The following is a 24347-nucleotide window of genomic DNA, read 5'->3' as shown; positions in this document are numbered from 1 at the left end:
GGCGTTTCCTCTGAACGGAGATCCCTGGCATGTCCCGTAGAGCGCTCGCGAGCGCCCTCGCAGCAGCATTCACAGCCGCCGCCGGCATCCTCGTCGCGATCGTCATCGCGCCGTCGGCGCACGCGGCCGGCACCGGCACCGGATACCTGCGCACCAGCGGCAACAAGATCATCGACAGCACCGGTGCGACCGTGCGCCTGACCGGCATCAACTGGTTCGGCATGGAGACCGACAACAAGACCTTCCACGGGCTGTGGTCCAGCAACCCGTGGCGCAGCCAGCTCGACACCATGGCGCGGCTGGGCTACAACACGCTGCGCATCCCGTACTCCAACGACGCCCTCAAGCCCGACGCGGCGGCCAACAGCATCAACACCGCCGTCAACCCCGACCTCCTCGGCCTGAGCCCGCTGCAGATCCTCGACAAGGTCATCGAGTACGTCGGCACGAAGGGGATGCGGGTCATCCTCGACCGGCACCGGCCCACCTCCGCCGGCCAGTCCGCGCTCTGGTACACCTCGACCGTCTCCGAGGCCACCTGGATCAACGACTGGAAGATGCTCGCCCAGCGGTACGCCGGCAACACCACCGTCATCGGCGCCGACCTGCACAACGAGCCGCACGCCGATGGCACCAACCCCAACGCCACCGGCGCCTGCTGGGGCTGCGGCGACCCGAACCGCGACTGGCGCCTCGCCGCCGAGCGCGCCGGCAACGCCATCCTCGGCGTACAGCCGAACTGGCTGATCTTCGTCGAGGGCGTGAGTTGTCCCAGCGGTGGCCTGTCGAACGTGTGGGACAACGACCCCAGCAACGACGAAAGCTGCGGCTGGTGGGGCGGCAACCTCTCCAAGGCCGGCGAGTTCCCGGTACGCCTCAGCGTGGCGAACCGCCTCGTCTACTCTCCCCACGAGTACGCGACGTCGGTCTACCACCAGGACTGGTTCGACGAGCCCAACTACCCGGCGAACATGCCGGCGCTGTGGGACGGGTTCTGGGGCTACCTGCACAAGCAGAACATCGCACCGATCATGATGGGTGAGTTCGGCAGTACGCTCACCAACCCGATCGACAAGGTGTGGCTCCAGGAGCTGATGAAGTACACCGGCACCGGCGTGGACGGCATGTCGTTCACGTACTGGTCGTGGAACCCCAATTCCGGTGACACCGGCGGCATCGCCCTCGACGACTGGACCAACATCAACACCGAGAAGCAGGCGATCCTCCAGCCGTACCTGATTCCACCGGTGGGCGGCAGCAGCCCGACCAGCGGTGGGCCTTCCGGTGGTCCGACCAGTAGCGCGCCCGGGGCGTGCACCGCCACGTACACGCAGACCAACGCGTGGAACAGCGGCTTCCAGGGTTCGCTCACGGTGACCAACACCGGCGGCGCGCTCAACCCGTGGAACGTGGTGTGGACGTGGCCGTCGGGTGTGACGCTCGGCAGCGGCTGGAACGCCACCGTGACCCAGAGCGCCACCACCGTGACGGCGGCCGCGCCGACGTGGAGCTCGTCCCTCGCGGGCGGCGCGTCGGTGACGATCGGCTTCACCGCGAACGGCACCGCGACCCCACCAGCCTCAGTCCGCCTGAACGGCGCCACCTGCTCCTAGCGGGCACCCCCGCAGGGGCACTCCCCCGCCGATCAAGGGCAAACGCACGTGGTTCGATCTCTTTTCCACGTGCGTTTGCCCTTGATCCATGAGAACGCCCTTGATCGACGCGGCGCGCCCGCCGGAACGGTCACCGCCCTACCCGCGGACGCCCTCGTGCGAGGGCGCGTCCGCGCGGCGCCACAGCCCGCCGGTCAGGCGCACCGAGGGCGCGTGGTGACGGCTAGACCGCCGGAGTGGGGACGGACGCCGCCTCCGTCTCCAGGCGGCTTAGGAGCGCGTCGACCTCCGCGCCACCCGAGATCTGTCCACATCGGACCGCCTCGCGTAGGTCACGGGCGGCCACCTCCAGCGTCCCCCGGTCGCGCGGCGGCCGCGGCGCCGAGTGCAGCGCGAACCCCTGGTCGTACGCGTCCGCGGCCCGCACCTGGTCACCAGCGGCCAGCCAGTTGAGCCCGATGTCGAACAGAACCCCGGTGCGGTCGACGCCGACCGACAGCCCTCGCAGGTACGCGTCGGCCGCTTCCTCGTACCGGCCGAGCCGGTACAGGCACCAGCCGATGTCGCGTTGCCGCTCGGGTTGGGCGTCGGCGAGCCGCCGCGACTGCGCGATCGACCGTTCGTACTCGGGTGCCGCCTCGTCCGCCTTCCCTTGCGACCACAGCATGTCGGCCACGCCGCGCCGGGCGTATGGGTCGTCGGGTGCGATCTCCAGCGCGTTCCGGTACACGGCGAGCGCGTCGGTCGTGTGGCCGCCGTCGAGGTGTTCGAGGGCCCAGCCGAGCGCCAGGTGGGCGCTGAGCTCGGGTGGTGGCATGGCGGCCGCCTCGCGGGCAGCCGCCACGGCCGGCGCCCAGGCGGCGACGCTGGCGAGCAGTTGGCTGCGGGTCACGAGCAGGGCGGCGGTGCGCCGTGTCGCCAGGCCGCGGTCGACGGTCTCCAGCGCTTCGGCGGTCTGCCCGCACTGCGACTGAAGATATGCCAGGTCGGCGAGGGTCGCGGGTTCGGACGAGACCGCGGCGGCCCGTTTCATGGCGTCGAGCCCCTTGGCCTTGTCGCCGAGGCCGAGGTGCGCCCAGCCGAGTGACCGCAGCAGCCCCACGTGTTCGGGCTCCCGCCACAGCGCCTCGTCGATGAGGTCGACGGCTTCGCGGTACCGGCCGGCGAACCGCAGCGCGTCGGCGTAGACCTCCTGAATATCCAAATTGTCCGGATACCGCCGAGCGTGCGCGCCGACCTCGTCGGCCGCTTCGTCGGGTGCCCGCGACGCGCTCAGCGCCTCTCGCAACCATGTCAACGCGAACGTGTCGGGTGAGCGCAGTTCGAGCGCGCGCCGCAGGTCGGGCAGCGCCTCCTCGGCGCGCCCGAGGGACACGAACACGGCACCCCGGCTGCTCAACGCCCAGGCGTCGGCGGGGTCGCCGGCAACCGCCGCCGCAAGCTGCTCCAGCGCCTCCTCGTACCGCCCAACCTGCCGATACGACTCGCCGAGCGCCGCGCGCGCCTCGGCGAAGTCCGGCAGGCGCTCGACGGCGACCTCCAGGTCGGGGATGGACTCGGCGACCTCGCCCTGCGCGTACCGGATCTGCCCGCGCGTGAGCCGCGCGTACGGGTCGTCCGGTGCCGCCTCGCACGCCTGCTCGGCCAGTTCGAGTGCCTCGGCGGGCGCTCCGCGCTGGTTGCGGACGCGGGCCAGGTCGACGAGGACGTTGACTTCGTCGGGGATCAGCTCGTGCGCGCGCCACAGCGCTTCCTCGGCCGCCTCCAGGTCTTCACGCCACCAGTGGGCCTGGCCCAGCAGCGACCAGACCACCCCGTCGGTCGGCCTGATCCTGGCCGCGACGGTGAGGTGCGCGAGTGCCCGCTCGGCGTCGCTGGCGGCGTCGGCGCCCGGGGTCTGTAGCCGGGCGTAGTACGCCTCTCCCGCCTCAGCGCGGATCCAGCCGATCTCCGGCGCCAGCGCGGCGGCCTTCTCGAAGTCGTCGATGGCCTCGTCGAGCCGGTCCTGCGCGCGCCGCACCTGAGCACGGGTGCCGAACGCGTACGCGAAGTCCGGGTCGAGCTGGATCGACTCGGTGAGCGCCTCGGCCGCCTCGTCGAACTGCTCGCCCAACCGGTGCGCCTCGCCGCGGATCGCGTACGCCTGCGCGCTCGCGGGATCGCGCGTGAGCGCCTCCTCGGCGAACCGGAGCGCCTCGGCCAGCCGGTCCTCCTCGGCTCCGCCGAGCGCCGTCTCCGCAAGCCCGACATACGCGGAGGTCATGTCCGGCGCCCCGGCGAGCGCCCGCTCGTACGAGCGCCGCGCCTCGTCGACGCGGCCCCAGCCGGACAGCGCCGCCCCGCGCTTCTGCCAGATGTCCGGGCGGTCAATGAGGGTGAGCGTGTGGTCGTACGCCTCCACCGCCTCCGAGAACTCGCCCCGCTGGGAAAGCAGGTCGGCGAGTTGCAGCCACAGCGAGGCCCACCCGGGCGCCAGCTTTGCGGCCTCCCGCACGTCGACGGCCGCCGCGTCGTCCTCACCCACCTCCAGCAGCACGTCGGCGCGCAGCAGGAAGGCGGGAACGCTGGTGTGGCCCGCGTCGATGAGCATGTCGAGCGCCGCCCGCGCGGCGGACGCTTCGCCCGCGGTCACGAGCGCCGCGGCGGTGGGCAGCAGGGTGCCGTCAGGGTTCTGCAGCGCCGGACGCGCGAGCGCTTCGAGCGCCGCGACCGGCTCGTCACCCATCAGCAGGTCGAGGCTCTCCCGCACCAGCGAACGGGCGCCCGCCTCATCGGGGGAGGAAGGTGGTTCCATATCCGGGCTTTCTCGGGGAGTGGATGGAGCTGCCGGGCCATTTGTCGCCGGCGCCGCCGCCGTGGCGGGGCGTCCAGAGCCGCTTGGCCTTGGTGCCGATCGCGTTGACGTACGCGCGGTTGTCGAACTTCTCCAGGCGCGCCGCCCACGCCGCGTTCAGCAGGCCGCGCACGGTCTCCGGCGGCGGGCCGCCGGGCTCCGCGATCCGCAGCAGGTCGAGCACGCCGCGCGCCTCGCGGTCCCAGAGCTGGGAGTCGAACCGCCGCAGCGTCGTCACGTTGTCGAGCGTGCTGAGGGCCCGGTCGGCGAACCGGTCGAGCTCGTCCCGGTTCGCCGGCTCGATCTGGCCGCCTCGCTGCCGCACCGCCTCGTGCCAGCACTCCTCGACGATGCCGACAACCGCGCCGAAGGTGCCGGACTCACCGAGCGCGCGCAGGATGCGCAGGATGACGTGGGCGCGCGCGGCCTCCGCGGGCGACCCGGCCGGGTCGCCGGCGGCAGGGGTACGCATGCGGAGCAGGATCGCCGCGGAGGCGTAGGCCGGCCCGAGCGCGTAGGTGGCGTACGCGTCGGCGACTAGGCACCCGCGGCTGCCGGCAGGCTCGGCCGCGAGCAGCTGCGCGGCGAGCGGGGTGCCCCGGCTGACCCAGGCGAGGCCCGCGTCGTACCCGAACAGCGGCACGCCCCAGATCGTCCACTCTGGAAACCACAGCTTGATGAGGCTACCCAGCGACGGCGCACCCTCCACGGGAGCCGCGTCGGCCGGGCGAGCGGGCAGCGCGAGCAGCTCGGTGCCGAGCTCGTCGAGGAGCGCGTCGGTCAGCTCGCTGATGCGGTCGTCGAGCCCCGTGTCGCGCAGCGTGAGGCCGCCCAGCAGGTCGACGTAGTCCGAGAAGAGCGTGCGGCACCGGGTGTCGGACAGGTCGTCGAAAGCGGCCCACGCGTCGGCGTACGACAGCTCGCCGCTGCGCACACTGGCCCGGATGTCCCGGATGTCCTCGAGGATCTGCCCGCACCGGTTGTTGATGTCCTCGGCCTCCTTGAGGTGGATCATCGCCCGGTCGAAGTCGGCCACCGTCTCGTTGATCTGGCGGATCTGCGCGGCGACGTCTTTCAGCGAGACGGACAGCGATTCCAGCGCCTCGTGGAACTGGGTCCCCTCGGCATCCAGCGCCGCGTCGTGCGCCTCCTTCCGGGCGGTCCGGAGCCGGTCGGCGGCGGACGCGCCGGCCTCGCGCAGGACCTTGAGGCGTTCGTGGCGGGTCTCCGCCTTCGCCACGACCTGCTGTACCTCCTCGATGTCCTCCTGGAGCTCATCCAGGCGGATCACGAGCAGGTCGGGTGGGGGCGGCACGGGACCTCCTCAGGCCGTAACGGTGCGCAGGCTGGTCACGGCGACCGCACTGAACCGCCGCGTGGTCTCGGGATCGGCTTGCGGGTTGGCGGTGCGCCACCGCCAGGCGGCGTTGAGCACCGCGCCGGGCGCGGCGCTCTCGTCGCCGCCGGCCGCCAGCCGCTGCCCGAGGCCGTCGGCGTCGAAGGCCCCGTCGTACCGCAGGCGCGGCGGCGCGTTTCGGTCGAGGAGCGCCACCAGCGCCTTGGCCTGGCGCCGCACCAGCCGCTGCGCGCGCTCGTCGAGCAGCCGCTCACCGTGTACCGCGAACCAGCGCGGCAGCACCAGGACATTGGCGTCCCGCCGGTACGCCTGCCCGACCAGCGGGCTGGCGACGAGGACGCTCAACTCGCGGATCGCCTCGACCATCGTCCACATGCGACGCGTCCAGGACGGGTGGGTCGCAGTCGCGTCCTCGAACCGGTCCGGGCGCGCCCGGAGGGTCAGCACCGCCAGCGGGTACGCCGGACCGAGCGCGTACGTCGCGTACACGTCGGCGAAGAGCTCGTGCAGCCGGTGCCGCGCCTGTGTCGGGTCGGCCCCGGTGATGGCCGCCTCCAGCTCTGCCTCCGTCGACACGTACTCCTCGACCGGACGGGCGCTGCTCTGCCCCGGCGCGGGCAGTGTGCCGGCGACCATGTGGCCCAGCTCGTGAGCGAGGATCGGCAGCCCCCACACGGTCACGTCCGGAAACCGCATCCGGATGATCCCCACCGTGCGCTCGAACCGCTCCGCGCCGGCCACCGACAGCAGCACGTCCCGCCGTATCCCCGTGCGGTCGACCAGGTCGTCGAGCACCCTCTCGGCGGCGACGGTGACGTCCGCGTACAGCGGATGTGCGCGCAGCAGGATGCCTTCCAGGACACCGAGCGCGGCGGCCTTGACGGCCGCCAGGCGCCCGGCGCGGAGCTGGTCGAGACGGGCCCAGTCGGCGGCTCCGGCGTCGACCAACTCGGTCAGTTCCCGCGTACGCTCGCGCAGCAGCACCGCGAACTCGTCGCGCACCTGCGCGCTGGTGGTGCCGAGCCCGTGCTCCCGGTGCAGCGCGGCCTCGATCTGTTCCATCTCGGCTATCTCCTGCCGCACCTGGGTGAGGAAACCCGCGTTGGCGCCGGTTGATTCACTCATGCGCCCGGCGACGCCTCCCGGATGATCGTGCGTGCGCCCCGTACCCAGCTGGGCGCCATCGTGCTGTCCACATAGTCTAGGGCGAGCACAATCACCACGGCACCGACGAGAAGCTCGGCACCTACCAGTACAGCCGTCAGGTGCGGCACCGCGAGTCCGACCAGCTTGATCAGCCCGAGCCCGGCGATTCCGGCTTGTATCAGCCCGACCATCTCCATGGCCGAGGTGTACCGCGCGGACAGCGCGGTCAGATCCAGCGACGCGGTGTCCAGCCGCGCGATTTCGAGCCCGGGGCGAACGGCGATCGCGTCGGTCTCGGCGCGCACCGCTCCGACACCGAGCAGCCATCCCACCGCCGCGTCCGTGCCGCCGTGCGCCTCCAGCCGGTCGCGCAGCTCGACGAGCTTGACCCGGGCGGTGGCGAGCCAATGGCCCGGCACCAGCCGGCGCAGCGCGTCGATGGCCGACAGCAGCGCGCGGATGCCGAGCCTCGTCAGCCTGCCGCCGAGGTCGCCGACCTGGAGCCGCTCGGTCACCGACTCCCACGCCTTGCGGGCCGCCTCCGGCGCGAGGCCCGCGGCCGCGCGAAACGGGCTGGCCAGGGCGGCGGAGGTCTGCTGGGTGATCGAGTCCAGGGTCTCAGCGACGGTCTTGCGAAGGGTGGCGGTGGCCGTCGCGAGGTCGGGCGAGGTGACCACCGCCGACTCGAAGGACCGCGTCGCGTCCGCCTCCTCGCGGTCGGTGAGCGAGGTCGCGGTGTCGCGGAGCCCGGTGAGGGCGTGGTCGAGGCTTTCCCTTGTAGACGGTGGCTCACCGGTCGCGGTCTCGCCCACCGCTTCGCCCGCCGCCAGCGCCACCTCGGCCACGTGCAGCCGGGTGGCCGCCGCGCCGAGAAGCCGCACCACATCGGTCTCGGTGGCGCCGATCCGGACCGGTTCGCCCAGTCCGGGCGGTGCGTGCAGGCCCGGCGGCACCGCGCTCGGTTCGAAGAGGCTCTGCTCGGGCAAGGAAGCGGCGAGGTCGCGTTCCAGGACGACGGCGAGGCGCTCCGCGGCGTCTTCGCGGCCGAGCGGATCGTCGAGCGCGGCGCGCAGCTCTCGACCGGCGGCAAGGACCACGAACGCCGACCTCGTGGCATAGGGGTTCATATGTGACACAGACTGTCATCGAGGCGCGAGCGTTTGAAGGCTTTCTGCTGTCGGAATCAGGACCGCATTTACATTCGTCACTATATATGATTCCATCAGGGAAAGCGCTTCCCCGGGCTGGACGCGCGGAGCCGGGCACCCTCGATCCCTCGACGTGCCTAGGAGTACCCGCATGTTCAACAGACGCCTCCGTCTCGCGCTTCTCACCACCGTCGCCGGCACCGCCACCCTGGCCGCCGGCGGCGTCGTCGCCGCCGTCACCGCGCACGCCGCGGCCGGTTGCCGGATCAACTATCAGGTCGCCAGCCAGTGGCAGGGCGGCTTCGGCGCGAACGTCACCATCACCAACCTCGGCGACCCGCTCACGGCGTGGTCCCTCACCTGGTCGTACAGCGCCGGCCAGACCGTCACGCAGGCCTGGAACGCCACCGTCACCCAGAGCGGCAGCCAGGTCACCGCCAACAACGCCAGCTACAACGGCAGCCTCGCCACCAACGCCAGCACCTCGTTCGGGTTCAACGGCAGCTGGAACAACAGCAGCAACCCGGTGCCGGCCAGCTTCGCCGTCAACGGCACCACCTGCACCGGCACGACCACGCCGACCACGCCTGGCACCAACCCCACCACGCCGGGCACCAGCCCGACGACCCCCGTGCCACCCACCAACCCGCCGGGCGGCAACACGGGCGCCCTGGTCGGGTGGGCCACCCAGGGCGGCGGCACCACCGGCGGCGGTGGCGCCGCGGCGACGACCGTCACCAGCTCGTCGGCTCTGACCAGCGCGATCTCCGGCACCAACGCCGCGGTGGTCCGGGTCTCCGGCACGATCTCGTGCTCGGGCATGCTGCGGGTCGGTTCCAACAAGACCATCGTCGGGAACGCGGGCGCGACGATCGCCGGCTGCGGCCTGAACGTGTCACAGGCGTCGAACGTCATCATCCGCAACCTCACGTTCCGCAACTGGAACGACGACGCGATCAACGTCCAGTACTCGACGAGGGTGTGGATCGACCACAACACGCTCACCAACGGGTACGACGGCGCGATCGACATCAAGCGCGCGTCCGACTACGTGACCGTGTCGTGGAACCGGATCCACGGCCACGACAAGTCGATGCTGCTCGGGCACAGCGACGACAACGCCGGTGAAGACGTCGGCCGCCTGCGCGTCTCGTACCACCACAACTGGTTCGACGGCACCAACCAGCGTCACCCGCGCGTGCGCTTCGGCAACCCGGTGCACGTCTACAACAACTACTACGCCAACATCGGCTCCTACGGTGTGGCGTCCACGATGAACGCGTGCGTGCTCGTCGAGGGCAACTACTTCGAAAACACCGACGACCCGTTCCACCGAGGCGAAGGCTCGTCCGCGGTGGGCAGCCTCGTGGCGCGCAACAACCACTTCGTCAACTCGGGCAGCGGCCAAGCCGGCGGCAGCAGCTGCGCCGGCATCCCCTACTCGTACTCGTTGGAGGCGGCCAGCGGCGTGAAGGCGTTCGTCATGAACGGCGCCGGCGCGGGCCGGATTTCTGTCTGATCGCTTCTGCGAGTGGTCAGTCGCTGGCGCAGGCCGACACCACGGCCTGCGCCGGCGGCGCACCGACCGTCGGCAGCCCCAGAAGCACACCCTGAGTACGCGGTGCGCGCCCCGCCTCGCTAGCGTCGCCGGCACGGGTGCGGCGGTGGTGCAGCGGTGCACCGTCAGCGTTGAGGTGATGCGGTGCCGCGTACGTGACCACGGTGTGCACGATGTCACCGGGCCGGATCTGATCTCCAAGGTCGCCGACGTTGAAGTGCACGAGCCTGCCGTCGCGCGCCCGCCCCGACATCCGGCCGGTGCGCTCGTCCTTGCGCCCCTCGCCGACCGACGCCAGCACCTCGACGGTCTGACCGACCAACGCCTTGTTCTCCGCCCAGGTGATCTCCTCGACGGTGGCCATCAGCCGCTCGTACCGCTCCTGGACGACCTGCTTGGGCAGCTGGTCGGGCATGGTCGCGGCGGGCGTGCCGGGCCGCTTCGAGTACTGGAAGGTGAACGCCCCCGCGAACCGCGCCTGCCGCACCACGTCGAGCGTGTGCTGGAAGTCTTCTTCGGTCTCGCCCGGGAAGCCGACGATGATGTCGGTGGTGATCGCCGCGTCCGGCATGGCCGCGCGCACCTTGTCGATGATGCCCAGGTACTTCGCCGACCGGTACGACCGGCGCATCGCCTTGAGCACCGCGTCGGAACCCGACTGGAGCGGCATGTGCAGCTGGTGGCAGACGTTGGGCGTCTCGGCCATCGCCGCGATCACGTCGTCGGTGAAGTCCTTGGGGTGCGGGCTGGTGAAGCGCACCCGCTCCAGCCCGTCGACGCCCCCGCAGGCGCGCAACAGCTCGGCGAAAGCGGACCGGCCGCCACTGCTACTCCGGTTCGGCTCGCGAGCTTCGCCGAACGCGACACCGTACGAGTTGACGTTTTGCCCCAGAAGGGTCACCTCGAGCACGCCCTCGGCGACCAGCGCCTCGACCTCGGCCAGGATCTCGCCCGGCCGGCGGTCCTTCTCCTTGCCCCGCAGCGACGGCACGATGCAGAAGGTGCACGTGTTGTTGCAGCCCACCGAGATCGACACCCAGCCGGCGTACGTCGACTCGCGGCGGGTCGGCAGCGTGGAGGGAAAGACCTCCAGCGACTCCAGGATCTCGACCTCGGCCGCGGCGTTGTGCCTGGCCCGCTCCAGCAGCACCGGCAGCGACCCGATGTTGTGCGTGCCGAACACCACGTCGACCCAGGGCGCCTTCTTGACGATCTCGCCGCGGTCCTTCTGCGCGAGGCACCCGCCGACCGCGATCTGCATGCCGGGGTGCTTGTCCTTGACCGGGCGCAGGTGGCCCAGGTTGCCGTAGAGCCGGTTGTCCGCGTTCTCCCGTACCGCGCAGGTGTTGAACACCATGACGTCCGGATTGTCCGAGTCGGCCGCGCGGATATAGCCCGCGCCCTCCAGCAGCCCGGAAATCCGCTCGGAGTCGTGGACGTTCATCTGGCAGCCATACGTGACCACCTTGTAGCTCTTCGCCACCGCGTCGTGCCTTTCCACCGCTAAAGCCTAACGGTCTCGGATCCACCTTCAACGCCCGCCGTGTTGACTCCTTGTTTTACATGCCAATTGCATCTAGGCTCTTCGCGGAGGTGCGGCGATGGTGGACGATGCGAGGCCCGGCACGGTCGGCGGCATGGTCGAGTTCCTGGCCAAATGCGCGCGGGACCCAGACTTCAATTCCGTGACCACGATGGCCATGAAGTCGACGGTCAAAAGCGTCTCCACCCTCCTCGATATCCCCAGTGACCAGCAAGTCTCCGGCCTGGACGTGGAGTCGGTCATGGACCGATTCCAGGCCGCCAAGGGAACAGCGTTTCGCAGCGCCGCCACCTATCGCACCCGCTTCCGGGTCGCGACCCAGCTCTATCTCGCATGGCTCGACGGTGACCCAGAGTGGAAGTCCATCGCCCGGACCAGGAGCAGCGACCGCACGGGACCGCACGAGAGCGCCACGAAGGAGACAATGGTCGTGGAGTTCCCCGTTGACGGCCGGTTGACGATCACCCTGGAGCTGCCTCGGAGTTTAAACAGTCAGACCGCTCAGCGTCTCCACGCACTGATCGACAGCTTCGTTGTCGAGGACTGACCTTCAAACACTCACGGACGGAGCCATGAAGCCTCTTGGAGCCAAAACGCATGCTCTGGAGCTAGACTGGAGCCATGCCGAATATCCAGGTCAAGGACGTGCCAGACGACGTCCACCAGGTTCTCCGGCGCAGAGCGGCGGCGGCTGGCCAGTCACTGCAGGAGTACCTGCTGACCAGGCTCACTCAGGAGGCTCGGCGGCCAACCATCGACGAGGTGCTGAACCGAGTAGCGCAGAGGTCAGGCGGAGCCTTGCCTCTGCACCTGGCGACCAGGCTGGTTCAGGAGGACCGCGAAAGATAATCGTTCCGGACGCCTCTGCACTCGTCGTCGCCCTCGTAGACGACGGCCCGGCAGGCGACGCGGTTCGCGCCAAGCTCCGTGGTAACGAGCTTGCCGCGCCCGCCCTCATCGACGTCGAGATAGCCTCGGTCGTTCGAAAGCACCTCCTGAACGGCGGGCTGACAGAGCATCGTGCGGCGCTGGCCATCGCCGACTTGATCGACCTGCCGATGGAACGGATCCCGCACGCCCCACTGCTCCGACGGGTGTGGGAGCTGATTGCCAACGTCACTCCTTACGACGCCGTGTACGTAGCCTTGGCAGAGACCCTTTCCGCGACCCTGCTAACCGGTGATGGCCGGCTTGCGCGAGCACCTGGCCTGAGATGTCACGTCGAAGTCATGACTGAACCAGTATCGGGAGGTTGAAGATTATGTGCCGGAGCATCGTGACGCTGCGCGAGCCGTACACGGAGAACGTCACGGACGACGACATCGAGGCGGCAGCGTTGCAGTACATCCGCAAGATTTCGGGTTTTCGGACGCCGGCCCCCCACAACGCGGAGGCCTTCGAGGCGGCCGTCGCCGCGGTCGCTGAGGCGACCCGCACCCTGCTCGCGGAGCTGGTGGTCCGTCCCGCCCCGACCGCGCTGACCCCCGCGGAGCGCACGGAAAAGAAGCGCGCCGCCCGCGCCGCCCGCGCGGGCTAACGCCCGGCGTCAGACCACGGCCAGGTCGGGCAGGCGGTACGCCGCGTCGGGCGCCCACCTCGACTGCTGGCAGATCACGGAGTCCCGGCACGGCTGGACGGTGATCGTGCACGGGCGGGCGTTGGAATGGGTCGAGCCGTCCTCCGTATCGGTGACGTCGACGTGTGCCGGCCGCAGCATGCCGTCTGGGCCAGCTAGCAGGTGGCGTCCCGGGTTGAGCGTGTCGTCGGGCACGAGGCAGTGCCGCCCGATGCGCCCGGCGAGCGCCGCCACGACGGCCACCTCGGCGAGGTCCGCCGGGGCGCCGTAGCAGTCCACGACGGTCGGGAAGTCGCCCGTGGTGTGCCATACGTCACACAGCACTCCACCGGGTGGTAACCGCACCGGGTCGGCGGCGCCGAGGGGCACCACGGGGCGCGCCAGCACCGCCGCCAGCGCGATATGCACCTCCGTGGGCGCTATCAGAGCGTCGATCGACCAGTGCCAGAGCGTGCCGCCGGCCGAGGGGGGAACCATACGCACGATGGTGACCGCCCAGCGCGGCGCGCGTGGCCGGTGTTATCCCCCTGTGACCAACTATGCGGTCTGATGACACATCGTCGCGCATAAAGTGACTGCACCGAGGGCAATCGCGATCTACAGGACGGTGGACGACGGTGACAACGGGTGAGCCGCTCATCGTGCTCGAGTCGGTCAACAAATGGTTCGGTCCCCTGCACGTGTTGCAGGACGTGAACCTGTCGATCGACGGGGGCGAGGTGGTCGTGGTGATCGGGCCGTCAGGCTCGGGCAAGTCGACGCTCTGCCGCGCGATCAACCGCTTGGAGCCGATCAACTCCGGCACGATCATCTTCGACGGGCAGCCCCTGCCGGCAGAGGGCCGAGGCCTTGCCAAGCTGCGCAGCGAGGTCGGCATGGTCTTCCAGTCGTTCAACCTCTTCGCGCACAAGACGATCCTCGAGAACGTCACGCTCGGCCCGATCAAGGTTCGCAAGGAAAAGCCGGCGGCCGCGCGCGAGCGCGCCATGACCCTGCTCGAACGGGTCGGCATCGCAAGCCAGTCGAGCAAGTACCCGGCCCAGCTCTCCGGCGGCCAGCAGCAGCGCGCGGCGATCGCGCGGGCGCTGGCGATGCAGCCGAAGGCCATGCTCTTCGACGAGCCGACCAGCGCGCTCGACCCGGAGATGGTGGGCGAGGTGCTCGACGTCATGACGTCGCTGGCACGTGAGGGCATGACGATGGTCGTGGTCACCCACGAGATGGGTTTCGCGCGGCACGCCGCCAAGCGGGTCGTCTTCATGGCCGACGGCCAGCTGGTCGAGCAGGCACCGCCCGACGAGTTCTTCGGCAGCCCGAAGAGCGACCGGGCCAAGGACTTCTTGTCGAAGATCCTGACGCACTGAGCGTCCATTGTGGAGCGACGGGCTTGATCCGGGGGCTCCCATCAAAGGAGGAGATTCTGTAATGCGTATTACGCGTATGGTGGCTGTCGCTGCCGTCGCGGCACTGTCCCTTGGCATCGCGGCCTGCGGTGGCGACGACGGTGGCGACAGCGGTGACAGCGGTTCGGGCAGCAAGAGCTTCGAAGCCGGCAGCACGATGGAAAAGCTGAACAAGGCTCAGAAGATCACCATCGGCACCAAGTTCGACCAGCCGGGCTTCGGCCTCAAGGGCCTCGACGGCAAGCCCGCCGGTTTTGACGTCGAGATCGGCAAGCTCATCGCCGACGAGCTGGGCATCGCCGACGACAAGATCACCTGGGTCGAGACGCCGTCGGCGGTCCGCGAAGAGAAGATCGAAAAGGCCGAGGTCGACCTGGTCGTCGCCACATACACGATCAACGACAAGCGCAAGGAGCGCATCGACTTCGCTGGCCCCTACTACGAGGCGGGCCAGAACATCCTGGTCAAGGCCGACGACACCTCGATCACCGGCCCGGACTCGTTCAAGGCCGGTGACAAGAAGGTCTGCTCGGTGCAGGGCTCGACGCCGGCGACCAACATCGAGAAGTACCTGGCGAACAAGGCCTCGCAGCTCGTCGTCTTCGACGTGTACCAGAAGTGCGTCGACGCGCTCACCAACGGCCAGGTCAACGCGGTGACCACCGACAACGTCATCCTGCTCGGCTTCATCGCCCGCAACGAGGGCCAGTTCAAGCTGGCCGGTGAGAACTTCACCAAGGAGCCGTACGGCATCGGCCTGAAGAAGGGCGACACCGCCTTCCGCACCTTCGTCAACGACACCCTGGAGACCCTCTTCAAGGACGGTCGCTGGGAGAAGGCTTGGAAGGACACCGCCGGCAAGTACGTCGACGAGACCCCCGCGCCGCCGACCGTCAACCGCTACTGACCACTGTGGAGAGCTGGAAGGTGAGTGTTAGGAGTTTTCCGTGAGCGTGCTCGTCGACCACTTCGACGTCTTCGCCAGTGGTTTTTGGCTCACCTTCCAGCTCTGCCTGCTGTCAGCGGTGGGTGCCCTGTTCATGGGCACCCTCGGGGCAGTCATGCGGATCTCGCCGGTGCCGCCCCTGCGCTGGGTCGGCACGGCCTACGTGACGGTGTTCCGCAACTGTCCACTGACGATCGTCTTCTTCTTCGCCGCGTTCGGGCTCCCGTCGCTGGGGTCAAACGCGGACTTCCTGAAGATCCCGGGCGTGAGTTCCCTCTTCACCCGGCTCGGCATCGATCTTCCGTACTTCCGCTTCGCGATCATCGCGCTGAGCCTCTACACCGGCGCGTTCGTCTGTGAGGCGATCCGAAGCGGCATCAACGCGGTGTCGCCGGGTCAGGCCGAAGCCGCCCGCGCCATCGGCTTGACCTTCACCCAGAACCTGCGCTACGTGGTGCTCCCCCAGGCGTGGAAAGCGGCGATCGTGCCGCTGGGCAGCGTGATCATCGCCATGATCAAGAACTCTGCGCTCGCCGGCTTCTTCGGCGTGGTCGGCGACCTGTCCAACGGCGCGCAGAACCTCACCAGCGCCCTCGGCGAGCCCATCATCCCCGTCTTCATCGGCGTCTCGATCGGGTTCCTCATCATGACCGTGCCACTCGGGCTCCTCCTCGACCGCATCGAGCGCCGCCGGGCGGTGGCCCGATGAAAGACCAGCAGACGGTCCTGTACGACGCCCCCGGCCCTCGGGCCCGCCGGATCACGCTCATTGGCAGCATCGTCGCGGTACTGCTCATCGTGGCCGGCGGGTACTTCATGATCTACAAGCCGCTCGACGAAAAGGGCCAGTTCTCGATGGACCTGTGGGGTCCGCTGATCGACCCCAACAACGAGGTCTTCCCGCTGGTCTGGGAGCGCCTCGGCGAAGGCTTCAAGGCCACGCTCATCGCGGCCGCGCTCGCCATCGTGTCCTCGCTGGTCATGGGCACCGCGCTCGCGGTGCTGCGGATCCAGCTCAAGTCGCTGGTCAAGCGCCGGTACGAGGACTTGGCCACGCCGCTCGCGTACCTGCTGCGGGGGCTGAACTGGTTCCTCTCGGCCGTCAGCCGGATCTTCGTGGAGATCTTCCGGGGCCTGCCGGTGGTCATCACGATCTTCTTCGTGGCCAGCGCGCTCCCCGACCTGGGCGTCGACCTGGGCGACATCCTCTGGTACCTGGTCATCGGCCTGACGCTCTACAACATGGTCGTGATCGGCGAGATCCTCCGCTCCGGCATGGAGGGCCTGCCCGGGGGCCAGCGGGAGGCCGCCGAGGCGATGGGGCTCAGCCCCTTCCAGACCACCCGCATGATCCTGCTGCCGCAGGCGTTCCGGATCATGCTGCCCGCACTGATCAGCCAGCTCGTCGTGGTGCTGAAGGACACGTCCCTCGGCTTCATCATCAGCTACGAAGAGGTGCTGCGGGTCAGCACGCAGATCATCCAGGCGCTGGAAGACCCGAACCCGATCCAGACGTACGCGGTGGTCGGCGCCATCTACATCCTGGTGAACTACGCACTCTCCAAGCTGGCCGAGTACGTCCAGCGCCGCCTGGCCCGCGGCCGCAAGACCCGCGCCCTGCCTGTCGAGCAGGCAGCGCCGCCCGCGGCCGTCGCCGCGGACGCGTAACCAACGCTTCCATGTGATCAAGGCGTCCCTCACGTCGTTCTAGCGACTTGAGGGACGCCTTTGATCTAGCGGGCGATCTCCGTTACCCGGGACTCGCGGACCACGGTCACGCGGATCTGGCCCGGGTACGTCAGCTCTTCCTCGATCTGCTTGGCCACGTCGCGGGCCAGCACCGCCGCCGCGATGTCGTCGACGTCGTCCGGCTTGACCATCACCCGGATCTCGCGGCCCGCCTGCATCGCGAAGACCTTCTCGACGCCCGACTTGCCGCCGGCGATCTCCTCGATCCGCTCCAGCCGCTTGACGTACGCCTCCAGGCTTTCCCGCCGCGCGCCCGGCCGCCCGCCGGAGCACGCGTCGGACGCCTGCGTGAGAACCGCTTCGATGGTCTGCGGCTGAACCTCGTTGTGGTGCGCTTCGATCGCGTGCACCACCTCATCCGACTCGCCGTACTTGCGGGCCAGGTCGGCGCCGATCAGCGCGTGACTGCCCTCGACCTCGTGCGTGAGCGCCTTGCCGATGTCGTGCAGGAACGCGCACCGCTTGATCGTCGGTATGTCCAGCCGCAGCTCAGCAGCCATGATCCCGGCGATGTGCGCGGTCTCCACCAGGTGCTTGAGCACGTTCTGGCCGTACGAGGTGCGGTAGCGCAGCCGGCCGAGCAGCGTCATCAGCTCCGGGTGCAGGTCGGTGATGCCGACCTCGACGAGCGCGTCCTCCGCCGCGCGCTCGCACAGCCGCTCGACCTCCTGCTTGGCGCTGTCGAAGACCTCTTCGATCCGGTGCGGGTGGATCCGGCCGTCGAGCACCAGCTTCTCCAGGGTCAGCCGGCCGATCTCCCGGCGTACCGGGTCGAAACACGACAGCAGCACCGCCTCCGGCGTGTCATCGATGATCAGGTTGACGCCTGTCACCGACTCGAACGCCCGGATGTTGCGACCCTCACGCCCGATGATCCGGCCCTTCATCTCATCGCCGGGCAGGTGCAGCACGCTGACCACGCTCTCGGCCGTCTGCTCGCTCGCCACCCGCTGGATCGCGTCGACGACGATGTGCCGGGCGCGCTGCTCCGCGGTGCTGCGGGCGTCGTTCTCGATGTCACGCACCAGCAGAGCCGCCTCGCGCTTCGCCTGGCCCTCGATGGCCTCCACCAGCTCGGACTTGGCCGCGTCGACGGTCAGCCCGGCAACCCGCTCCAGCTCCCGCCGCCGCGCTTCCTCCGCCTCGGCCAGCGCCGACTCGCGGGCCGCCAGCGCGGCATCCCGCTCGCCCAGTTCGGTCTCCACCGTGGCGAGCCGCCGTTCGCGCTCCGCCAGCCGCTCGGCCTGCTCGGCGTGCAACCGCTCCCGCTCGTCGATCCGGGCCGCCCGCCGCTCCGCCTCCGCTGCCTGCTCCTTGACGGTTTCGCTCAGCGCCGCGATCTCCCGCTCGCCGCTGCGGCGCGCCGCCGCGCGTACCTGCTCAGCCTCGGACTCGGCCTGCCGCTGCGCGCGCTCCAGGACGGTGTCGGCCTCCGCACGTGCGGCGTCGAGCACGCGCCGGGCCTCGGCCCGGGCCGCCCGCGCCTCCGCGCGGGCCTCGGCGGCATCCGTGCGCGCCGCGGCCGCAGCGGTCTTCGCCTGCTCGACGGCGGCGCTCGCCTCACCGGCCGCGGTGCGCAGCGCGGCAAGCGCCTGCTCCTGCCGGTCCTTCTCCGCGGTGAACTCCGGATCGTCCGCGGCGGCGACCGTCGGCGTGGCGGTAGTCAGACCCCGCAACACCCGCGCGCCAAGGACAAATCCAACGAGCACGAGTACGGCCAGCGCCAGTACCGCCGCGAACAGTGCCCACTCCGCACCAGCCATGCCGCCTCCCTCCACCGTCCGGCGCCGGAGGATGACGCCCTCCCGCTGCGCGCCGCACGGCTCACGAGTCGCCCGACCGAGGCGGCTGGCCGTGGATACGGTCCACCAGCAGCGCCCGCGGGCACCGCCACTGGCCGGTGTTATGTCGGTACCTCGTCGGCCTGGCCCAGCCAACGAGGGTCAAAGTTGATGCCGTACTGTTACGCGATCTATGTTGTGGGATTAGCCTGCGATTGGTCGGGCTTCCTCGTCTGTAACGCGAGGCTAGGTCGCGAGGACCGGTTCGGTCAAGGACTCATGATCTGACCGAAGCCGGGACGTAGGGCATCGGAACGCTCACACGCAGCTCATGGCCCATGGGGCATTGCGGGACGAGATGGAAACGCGTCACATCTTTCGGCCAGGCTACGCCGCCCCACAGGTCACTGCTGCCTCCACCAGAGCGGCATTTCCCGGCGCCATCCTGCCATCCGGCATCATCCTGGTGTCCTCCAAGCCCACCCGGGTGTCCAATCCGAGCCTGACCGCCCCGCGCAGCACCGCCCACACCGCCGGACCTTCGGCGTGCAGCAACACCGGTGGCCGCCGCCGGGGCAGCAGGGCGAGCATCCGGTGGGCGTTGGCGACCGCTTCGTCCGGATCGCACGCCATGCACTCCAGCAGGACCCGTAGGCACGGCACCCGCCAGTCCAGATAGCCGCGAGCTCCGCGCCCCTTTCCGCCGATCAAGGACGAATGCACGTGGTTTGATCTCTTTTCCGCGTGCATTTGCCCTTGATCCGTGCGGATGCCCTTGATCGGCGGTCGCTGCGTTGCCCTTGATCCACCGAGGCCGCGCTGCGCCCGGCCAGGCCGAAACGCTGTCAGGCCCAGCGGCCCCATGGTCGGTGGGGGCGGGTCAGGTCTCCTGGTCGGCCAAGGCGTCGGGGTCGACGCCGTCGGCGAACTCGGCCGCCTCGGCGCTCTGAGCCGCCAATGCGTCCTTGACCACGCGGTATGCCAGCCCGGCCGGGTATCCCTTGCGCGCCAGCATGCCGACCAGACGCCGGTACACCGACTCGGGCGAGCCGGTCGTCACGCGCAGCTTGCGATCTACCAACGCCCGCGCGGTGGCCGCCTCGGTGTCGTCGTCGAGGTCGTCGAGGGCCTCGCTGACGGTGTCGCCGGCGACGCCGCGCTGGCGCAGCTCGTTGGCCAGTGCCCGGCGCGCCAAGCCACGACCGTGGTGGCGGCTCGATACCCACGCCCGCGCGAACGCCGCGTCGTCGATCATGCCGACCTCGTCGTACCGGTCGAGCACCTCCGCGGCGGTCTCGTCGGAGATGCCGCGCTTGACGAGCGCTTTGGCGAGCTCGGCGCGGGTGCGCGGCCGCACGGCGAGCTGGCGCAGGCAGATCTCCCGCGCCACCTCAGCCTCGTCGCGTGGCTGCTCGTCGCCTCCACCGCCGCGCGCCGGGAAACCGCCCTGCCCACGCGCCGGGAAACCGCCCTGCCCAGAGGCGGCGCGATCCGACTCGGGATCAGCGGGCGCCGCGCCCTCGGGCCACTCCCACTCGTCGGCGGAGACGGCGCCGCCGTCGGCGTCAGTGCGCGCCCGCCCCCGACGAGAGCGCCCGCCAGTTCCAGTAGACGCGGATGTAGCTCGGGGCGGCGCGGCATCCCAGCCCCGCCCCGAGCGCGCTCCGCGCCGTCGTCCGGCCATATGAACCGCTCAGGTCAGAAGTCGACCGGCGGCAGCTCCGGCCCACCGGCCTCGTCGCCCGCGCCCTGCCCGACGCCGAGCTTCTCCAGGATCTTCTTCTCGATCTCGGCGGCCACGTCGGGGTTTTCCTTCAGGAACTCGCGCGCCTTCTCCTTGCCCTGGCCGAGCTGGTCACCGTCGTACGTGTACCAGGCGCCGGACTTGCGGATGATGCTCTGCTCGACGCCGACGTCGATGAGCGAGCCCTCGCGGGAGATGCCCTTGCCGTACATGATGTCGAACTCGGCCTGCTTGAACGGCGCGGCCACCTTGTTCTTGACGACCTTGACCCGGGTGCGGTTACCGACCACGTCGGTGCCGTCCTTCAGGCTCTCGATGCGCCGCACGTCGAGCCGGACCGAGGCGTAGAACTTCAGCGCCCGGCCACCCGTGGTGGTCTCCGGCGAGCCGAACATGACGCCGATCTTCTCGCGGAGCTGGTTAATGAAGATCGCGGTCGTGCCGGAGTTGTTGAGGATACCGGTGATCTTGCGGAGCGCCTGGCTCATGAGCCGCGCCTGGAGACCCACGTGGCTATCGCCCATCTCGCCCTCGATCTCGGCGCGCGGCACGAGCGCCGCCACCGAGTCGATGACGATCACGTCGAGCGCGCCGGACCGGACCAGCATGTCGGCGATCTCGAGCGCCTGCTCACCCGTGTCGGGCTGGGAAACCAGCAGCGAGTCGGTGTCTACGCCGAGCGCCTTGGCGTAGTCGGGGTCGAGCGCGTGCTCGGCGTCGATGAACGCCGCGATGCCGCCGGCCCGTTGGGCGCTGGCCACCGCGTGCAGCGCCACCGTCGTCTTACCGGACGACTCTGGTCCATAAATCTCGACCACGCGGCCACGCGGCAGGCCGCCGACGCCCAGCGCGACGTCGAGCGCGATCGAGCCGGTCGGGATGACCGCGGTCTGGATGACCGGGCGCTCGCCCAGCCGCATCACCGAGCCCTTGCCGAACTGCTTGTCGATCTGCGCGAGAGCAAGGTCTAGCGCCTTCTCCTTGTCAGGTCCTGCCGCCATTGCCGCCACCCCTAGATTCGCCGTCTTAGCGGTCGTCTTCGCCGAAGAGCTTCTCGTCACGCGGACACGCTAGGCGCTGGGTCTGACAGAAAACAGCCGACCGGCCGTGGCCTGTGGACAAGCGCCCAGGTGTGGACAATAGCCGAACATGTGTACGATGCAAGTACCAACACGTACCAACTGGCGCCGCCTCCCTGTAGCCGACCCTCCGCTCGGTCGCTTCGATTCTGGCCCTCGCTCCGCGAGGGCGGTTCGGGCGCCGAAGGCCGCCCTGTAGCCGCCAGTCGCTACGCTCCCTCCGCTTGGAGGCGGCTGCGGGCGGCGCGCCCTCACAGCTCCCTCGACTCCGGGCCGGCTGCGGGAGGCGGCGCATGACGCTAATGCAGCCGAGCGGGCACCCGGTCCGGATACGCGGCCACGACCGCCCGCCACACCACCACGGTGGCGACGCCCGCGTCGAGCGCCTGCTGGATGGTCCGGCCGTCCAACTGCGGCAGCACCTGGTCAGACGCCATGCTCGTCGCATACCCCGGCCCGAACGCCTGCTCGAGCCGCGTCCAGAAGTCGGTCAGCCGCACCCCTACGTTCCCTTCACCAAGACCGTCGGTCGCAACGCTAGCGCGACCAGCGGCACCGTCGCGATCGCCGCGAGCAGGTTCAGCGTCGCATACCCGCTCAGCTCCACAAGGAACCCGGCCAGCGCGCCGGCCGACGCTCCGGCCAGCCCCATCACCATGTCGGAGAGGCCCTGGGCGGCCGGGCGCACCTCGTCGGGCACCGACTCTGACAGCAGCGTCGAGCCGGCCACCATCGTGCACGACCAGCCCAGCCCCACCAGGAACAGCCCCACCGACAGCCGCACCGTGCTGTGCCCCGCAGTCCCGGCCAGCGCGCACGCCACGAGCAGCACCCCGACCCCACCGAGGATGACCTGCCGCCGGCCGAGCCGGTCGGTGAGCAGCCCGACCACCGGCGACAACGCGTACATGCCGGCGATGTGCAGGCTGAGCACGATCCCGACGACGCGCAGCACGTCGGCGTCGCTGTGGAACGTCCCCAGGTGCACCGGGGTCATCGACATCACCCCGACCATGACCACGTGCCCGACCGCGGCGGCCGCCATGCCGAGCCGGGCAGCGGGCAGCCCGGCGATGGCTCGCAGAGCGGGCCGGAACGAGCGCCGGGGAACGGCAGTTACCTCGGAGAGCTGTCGCGCCGTCAGGAGCGGATCAGGCCGCAGAAACACGAGCAGAATCACGGCAGCCAGCGCGAACGCGACGGCGCTGAACGCGAACGGCCCCGACAGCACCGGCAATCCGAATCCCGACGTCGCGTCGTCGGCGAGCGAGGCGAAGTTCGGCGCCGCCACCGCGCCCACGGTGGTCGCCCACACCACCAGCGACAAGTCCCGCGCCCGGCGCTCCGGCACGGCGAGATCCACCGCGGCGTACCGGGCCTGGAGGTTGGCCGTCGTGCCGCTGCCGAAGAGCATCATGCCCACGAAGAGCAGCGGCACCCACCCGGTGGCGGCCGCCACGACGATCAGCACGCTGCCCAGCCCGCCGACGAGGTACGCGAGCGCGAGCCCCGCCCGCCTTCCCCACACCGACATGACGCGGGTCGCCGGCACGGCCATCAGGGCGCCACCGACGACCGCCGCGCTCTGCGCCACCCCGGACAGCCCGGTGCCGGCCATCCGGGCGGCGAGCAGCGCCCCCACGGACAGCCCGATGGCGACACCCATGCCGCCGATGACCTGCGTGCCACACAGCAGCGCCAGCGTCCGGCGTTGAATAAGAGCGACGTTCACAGGCCGAGACTACGGCCGATGATCTCCTTCATGATTTCCGTGGTGCCGCCGTAGATGGTCTGCACCCGGCTGTTGAGCCACGCCTTCGCCACCGGGTACTCCAGCATGTACCCGTATCCGCCGTGCAGTTGCACGCACCGGTCGGCGACCCTGTTCTGTAGCTCGGTGGTCCACCACTTCGCTTTCGCGGCGTCCACTACGGACAGTCGACCCGCGTTGAACTCGTTCACGCAGTGGTTCAGAAACGTTCGCGCGATGGTGATTTCGGTGTCGAGCTCGGCGAGCACGAACCGGTTGTGCTGGAACTTCCCGATCGGCCGCCCGAACGCCTCACGCGACCGCGCGTAGTCAAGCGTGATGGCGAGCAGCCGTTCGGCGGCGGCGACCGCGGCTACCGCGATGCCAAGCCGTTCCCGGGGCAGGTTGGCCATCAGGTGATAGAAGCCGTGGTTTTCGGTGCCGATGAGGTTGTCGGCCGGCACCCGGCAGTCGTCGAAGAAGAGCTCGGCCGTGTCGTTGGCCTTCTGGCCGACCTTCGCCAGCCGGCGCCCGCGCGTGAACCCGGCCGTGCCGCGCTCGACCGCGATCAGGCTCACGCCGTGCGCACCCTGGTCCGCCGCCGTCTTGGCGACCACCACGACCAGATCCGCCATGTCGCCGTTCGTGATGAAGGTTTTCTGTCCATTCAAGACATAGAACGAACCGTCGCGCACCGCCGACGTCCGCACCCCGGCGAGGTCGGAACCGGCGCCCGGCTCGCTCATCGCGATCGCGGTGACGAGGTCTCCGGAGCAGAAGCCGGGCAGCCACCGCTTGCGCTGGTCGGGCGTGGTCAGCTCGGTCAGGTACGGCGCGACGACGTCGTTGTGCAGGCCGAAGCCCAGCCCCGAACAGCCCGACGCGACGATCTCCTCGACCAGCACCGCGTTGAACCGGAAATCGCGCTGCCCGCCACCGCCGTACTCCTCGTCGACGTCCATGCCGAGCAGCCCGGCGGCGCCTGCCTTGCGCCAGACCTCGCGGTCGACGATGCCCTGCTCTTCCCAGGAGGCGTGGTGCGGCACCGCCTCCCGTGCCAGGAACTCCCGGCACAGCGCTCGGAACTCCTCGTGGATCGGCTCGTAGAGATGCTGCTCCAT

The 24347-nt window shown here is 69.8% G+C and carries 23 protein-coding genes; 10 read left to right on the top strand and 13 right to left on the bottom strand.

The window, feature by feature from the left end:
• Positions 1-29 precede the first annotated feature (29 nt).
• Positions 30-1613 carry a cellulase family glycosylhydrolase gene (locus V6V89_RS13660; protein ID WP_334619449.1) on the top strand — a complete coding sequence of 528 codons (1584 nt, stop codon included), beginning with the start codon at positions 30-32 and terminating at the stop codon, positions 1611-1613.
• A gap of 223 nt (positions 1614-1836) precedes the next feature.
• Here V6V89_RS13660 and V6V89_RS13655 read toward each other — a convergent pair whose 3' ends face one another.
• The 4 genes from V6V89_RS13655 to V6V89_RS13640 are packed head-to-tail and all read right to left on the bottom strand — an operon-like array spanning position 1837 to position 8046.
• Entirely contained in the window at positions 1837-4407 is a 2571-nt protein-coding gene (locus V6V89_RS13655; protein ID WP_334619448.1) for a tetratricopeptide repeat protein, read from the bottom strand.
• Entirely contained in the window at positions 4382-5761 is a 1380-nt protein-coding gene (locus tag V6V89_RS13650) for a hypothetical protein (RefSeq protein ID WP_334619447.1), read from the bottom strand. The genes V6V89_RS13655 and V6V89_RS13650 overlap by 26 nt, the downstream gene beginning before the upstream one ends.
• Before the next feature lie 9 nt (positions 5762-5770).
• Positions 5771-6928 (bottom strand): hypothetical protein, encoded by a 1158-nt coding sequence (locus tag V6V89_RS13645; RefSeq protein ID WP_334619446.1) that lies wholly within the window; start codon positions 6926-6928, stop codon positions 5771-5773.
• Positions 6925-8046, bottom strand: a complete 1122-nt coding sequence (locus V6V89_RS13640; RefSeq protein ID WP_334619445.1) for a hypothetical protein — start codon at positions 8044-8046, stop codon at positions 6925-6927. The genes V6V89_RS13645 and V6V89_RS13640 overlap by 4 nt, the downstream gene beginning before the upstream one ends.
• 202 nt (positions 8047-8248) lie before the next feature.
• Between V6V89_RS13640 and V6V89_RS13635 the strand changes: the two genes are divergently transcribed.
• Positions 8249-9616, top strand: coding sequence for a pectate lyase family protein (locus tag V6V89_RS13635; protein WP_334619444.1), 1368 nt, complete (start codon positions 8249-8251; stop codon positions 9614-9616).
• 16 nt (positions 9617-9632) lie between these two features.
• Here the strand turns inward: V6V89_RS13635 and miaB are convergent, their stop codons facing one another.
• Entirely contained in the window at positions 9633-11156 is a 1524-nt protein-coding gene (miaB, locus tag V6V89_RS13630) for a tRNA (N6-isopentenyl adenosine(37)-C2)-methylthiotransferase MiaB (RefSeq protein WP_334619443.1), read from the bottom strand.
• A gap of 100 nt (positions 11157-11256) precedes the next feature.
• On the opposite strand from miaB, the gene V6V89_RS13625 reads away from it, so the two are divergent.
• The 4 genes from V6V89_RS13625 (at position 11257) to V6V89_RS13615 (ending at position 12735) form a co-directional block, all read left to right on the top strand.
• Entirely contained in the window at positions 11257-11745 is a 489-nt protein-coding gene (locus V6V89_RS13625) for a hypothetical protein (RefSeq protein WP_334619442.1), read from the top strand.
• Between the two features lie 74 nt (positions 11746-11819).
• Positions 11820-12047 carry a FitA-like ribbon-helix-helix domain-containing protein gene (locus V6V89_RS41715; protein WP_442935132.1) on the top strand — a complete coding sequence of 76 codons (228 nt, stop codon included), beginning with the start codon at positions 11820-11822 and terminating at the stop codon, positions 12045-12047.
• Positions 12044-12454 carry a type II toxin-antitoxin system VapC family toxin gene (locus V6V89_RS41710; RefSeq protein ID WP_442935133.1) on the top strand — a complete coding sequence of 137 codons (411 nt, stop codon included), beginning with the start codon at positions 12044-12046 and terminating at the stop codon, positions 12452-12454. Before V6V89_RS41715 ends, V6V89_RS41710 begins: the two co-directional genes overlap by 4 nt.
• A gap of 5 nt (positions 12455-12459) precedes the next feature.
• Positions 12460-12735, top strand: a complete 276-nt coding sequence (locus V6V89_RS13615) for a DUF2277 family protein (protein WP_334619440.1) — start codon at positions 12460-12462, stop codon at positions 12733-12735.
• Between the two features lie 9 nt (positions 12736-12744).
• Here the strand turns inward: V6V89_RS13615 and V6V89_RS13610 are convergent, their stop codons facing one another.
• Positions 12745-13251 carry a hypothetical protein gene (locus V6V89_RS13610; RefSeq protein WP_334619439.1) on the bottom strand — a complete coding sequence of 169 codons (507 nt, stop codon included), beginning with the start codon at positions 13249-13251 and terminating at the stop codon, positions 12745-12747.
• Positions 13252-13391: 140 nt separating this feature from the next.
• Here V6V89_RS13610 and V6V89_RS13605 point away from each other — a divergent pair, with 140 nt between their 5' ends.
• The 4 genes from V6V89_RS13605 (at position 13392) to V6V89_RS13590 (ending at position 16791) form a co-directional block, all read left to right on the top strand.
• Positions 13392-14138, top strand: coding sequence for an amino acid ABC transporter ATP-binding protein (locus tag V6V89_RS13605; RefSeq protein ID WP_334619438.1), 747 nt, complete (start codon positions 13392-13394; stop codon positions 14136-14138).
• 61 nt (positions 14139-14199) lie between these two features.
• Positions 14200-15084, top strand: a complete 885-nt coding sequence (locus tag V6V89_RS13600; protein ID WP_334619437.1) for a glutamate ABC transporter substrate-binding protein — start codon at positions 14200-14202, stop codon at positions 15082-15084.
• A gap of 40 nt (positions 15085-15124) precedes the next feature.
• The gene (locus V6V89_RS13595) at positions 15125-15832 is read left to right on the top strand and encodes an amino acid ABC transporter permease (RefSeq protein WP_334619436.1); all 708 of its coding nucleotides are present in this window, start codon (positions 15125-15127) and stop codon (positions 15830-15832) included.
• Positions 15829-16791 carry an amino acid ABC transporter permease gene (locus V6V89_RS13590; RefSeq protein WP_334619435.1) on the top strand — a complete coding sequence of 321 codons (963 nt, stop codon included), beginning with the start codon at positions 15829-15831 and terminating at the stop codon, positions 16789-16791. Before V6V89_RS13595 ends, V6V89_RS13590 begins: the two co-directional genes overlap by 4 nt.
• A gap of 65 nt (positions 16792-16856) precedes the next feature.
• Here the strand turns inward: V6V89_RS13590 and rny are convergent, their stop codons facing one another.
• The 7 genes from rny to V6V89_RS13555 all read right to left on the bottom strand — a co-directional run bounded on the left by rny (position 16857) and on the right by V6V89_RS13555 (position 24347).
• Entirely contained in the window at positions 16857-18635 is a 1779-nt protein-coding gene (rny, locus tag V6V89_RS13585; RefSeq protein WP_334619434.1) for a ribonuclease Y, read from the bottom strand.
• 405 nt (positions 18636-19040) lie between these two features.
• On the bottom strand, positions 19041-19376 hold the full coding sequence (locus V6V89_RS13580; protein ID WP_334619433.1) for a 3-keto-5-aminohexanoate cleavage protein: 336 nt from the start codon (positions 19374-19376) through the stop codon (positions 19041-19043).
• 157 nt (positions 19377-19533) lie between these two features.
• Entirely contained in the window at positions 19534-20337 is an 804-nt protein-coding gene (locus V6V89_RS13575) for a regulatory protein RecX (protein ID WP_334619432.1), read from the bottom strand.
• A gap of 14 nt (positions 20338-20351) precedes the next feature.
• Entirely contained in the window at positions 20352-21398 is a 1047-nt protein-coding gene (recA, locus tag V6V89_RS13570) for a recombinase RecA (protein WP_334619431.1), read from the bottom strand.
• 377 nt (positions 21399-21775) lie between these two features.
• Entirely contained in the window at positions 21776-21976 is a 201-nt protein-coding gene (locus tag V6V89_RS13565; RefSeq protein WP_334619430.1) for a DUF3046 domain-containing protein, read from the bottom strand.
• Positions 21977-21978: 2 nt separating this feature from the next.
• Positions 21979-23208, bottom strand: a complete 1230-nt coding sequence (locus tag V6V89_RS13560) for an MFS transporter (RefSeq protein WP_334619429.1) — start codon at positions 23206-23208, stop codon at positions 21979-21981.
• Positions 23205-24347 (bottom strand): acyl-CoA dehydrogenase family protein, encoded by a 1143-nt coding sequence (locus V6V89_RS13555; protein ID WP_334619428.1) that lies wholly within the window; start codon positions 24345-24347, stop codon positions 23205-23207. The genes V6V89_RS13560 and V6V89_RS13555 overlap by 4 nt, the downstream gene beginning before the upstream one ends.

This window comes from Micromonospora sp. CPCC 206061 (assembly GCF_036906915.1).
Classification (GTDB): Bacteria; Actinomycetota; Actinomycetes; order Mycobacteriales; family Micromonosporaceae; genus Phytohabitans.
This window is presented reverse-complemented; position numbering and strand designations above follow the sequence as displayed.

What these genes read in the sequence shown, in the direction of transcription:
- rny (WP_334619434.1), bottom strand. Translation starts at nt 18,635, where the DNA reads ATGGCTGGTGCGGAGTGGGCACTGTTCGCGGCGGTACTGGCGCTGGCC.
- V6V89_RS41715 (WP_442935132.1), top strand. Translation starts at nt 11,820, where the DNA reads ATGCCGAATATCCAGGTCAAGGACGTGCCAGACGACGTCCACCAGGTT.
- V6V89_RS13575 (WP_334619432.1), bottom strand. Translation starts at nt 20,337, where the DNA reads ATGGCCGGACGACGGCGCGGAGCGCGCTCGGGGCGGGGCTGGGATGCC.
- V6V89_RS13635 (WP_334619444.1), top strand. Translation starts at nt 8,249, where the DNA reads ATGTTCAACAGACGCCTCCGTCTCGCGCTTCTCACCACCGTCGCCGGC.
- V6V89_RS13645 (WP_334619446.1), bottom strand. Translation starts at nt 6,928, where the DNA reads ATGAGTGAATCAACCGGCGCCAACGCGGGTTTCCTCACCCAGGTGCGG.
- V6V89_RS13600 (WP_334619437.1), top strand. Translation starts at nt 14,200, where the DNA reads ATGCGTATTACGCGTATGGTGGCTGTCGCTGCCGTCGCGGCACTGTCC.
- V6V89_RS13555 (WP_334619428.1), bottom strand. Translation starts at nt 24,347, where the DNA reads ATGGAGCAGCATCTCTACGAGCCGATCCACGAGGAGTTCCGAGCGCTG.
- V6V89_RS13615 (WP_334619440.1), top strand. Translation starts at nt 12,460, where the DNA reads ATGTGCCGGAGCATCGTGACGCTGCGCGAGCCGTACACGGAGAACGTC.
- V6V89_RS13625 (WP_334619442.1), top strand. Translation starts at nt 11,257, where the DNA reads ATGGTGGACGATGCGAGGCCCGGCACGGTCGGCGGCATGGTCGAGTTC.
- V6V89_RS13655 (WP_334619448.1), bottom strand. Translation starts at nt 4,407, where the DNA reads ATGGAACCACCTTCCTCCCCCGATGAGGCGGGCGCCCGTTCGCTGGTG.
- V6V89_RS13590 (WP_334619435.1), top strand. Translation starts at nt 15,829, where the DNA reads ATGAAAGACCAGCAGACGGTCCTGTACGACGCCCCCGGCCCTCGGGCC.
- V6V89_RS13610 (WP_334619439.1), bottom strand. Translation starts at nt 13,251, where the DNA reads ATGGTTCCCCCCTCGGCCGGCGGCACGCTCTGGCACTGGTCGATCGAC.
- V6V89_RS13660 (WP_334619449.1), top strand. Translation starts at nt 30, where the DNA reads ATGTCCCGTAGAGCGCTCGCGAGCGCCCTCGCAGCAGCATTCACAGCC.
- recA (WP_334619431.1), bottom strand. Translation starts at nt 21,398, where the DNA reads ATGGCGGCAGGACCTGACAAGGAGAAGGCGCTAGACCTTGCTCTCGCG.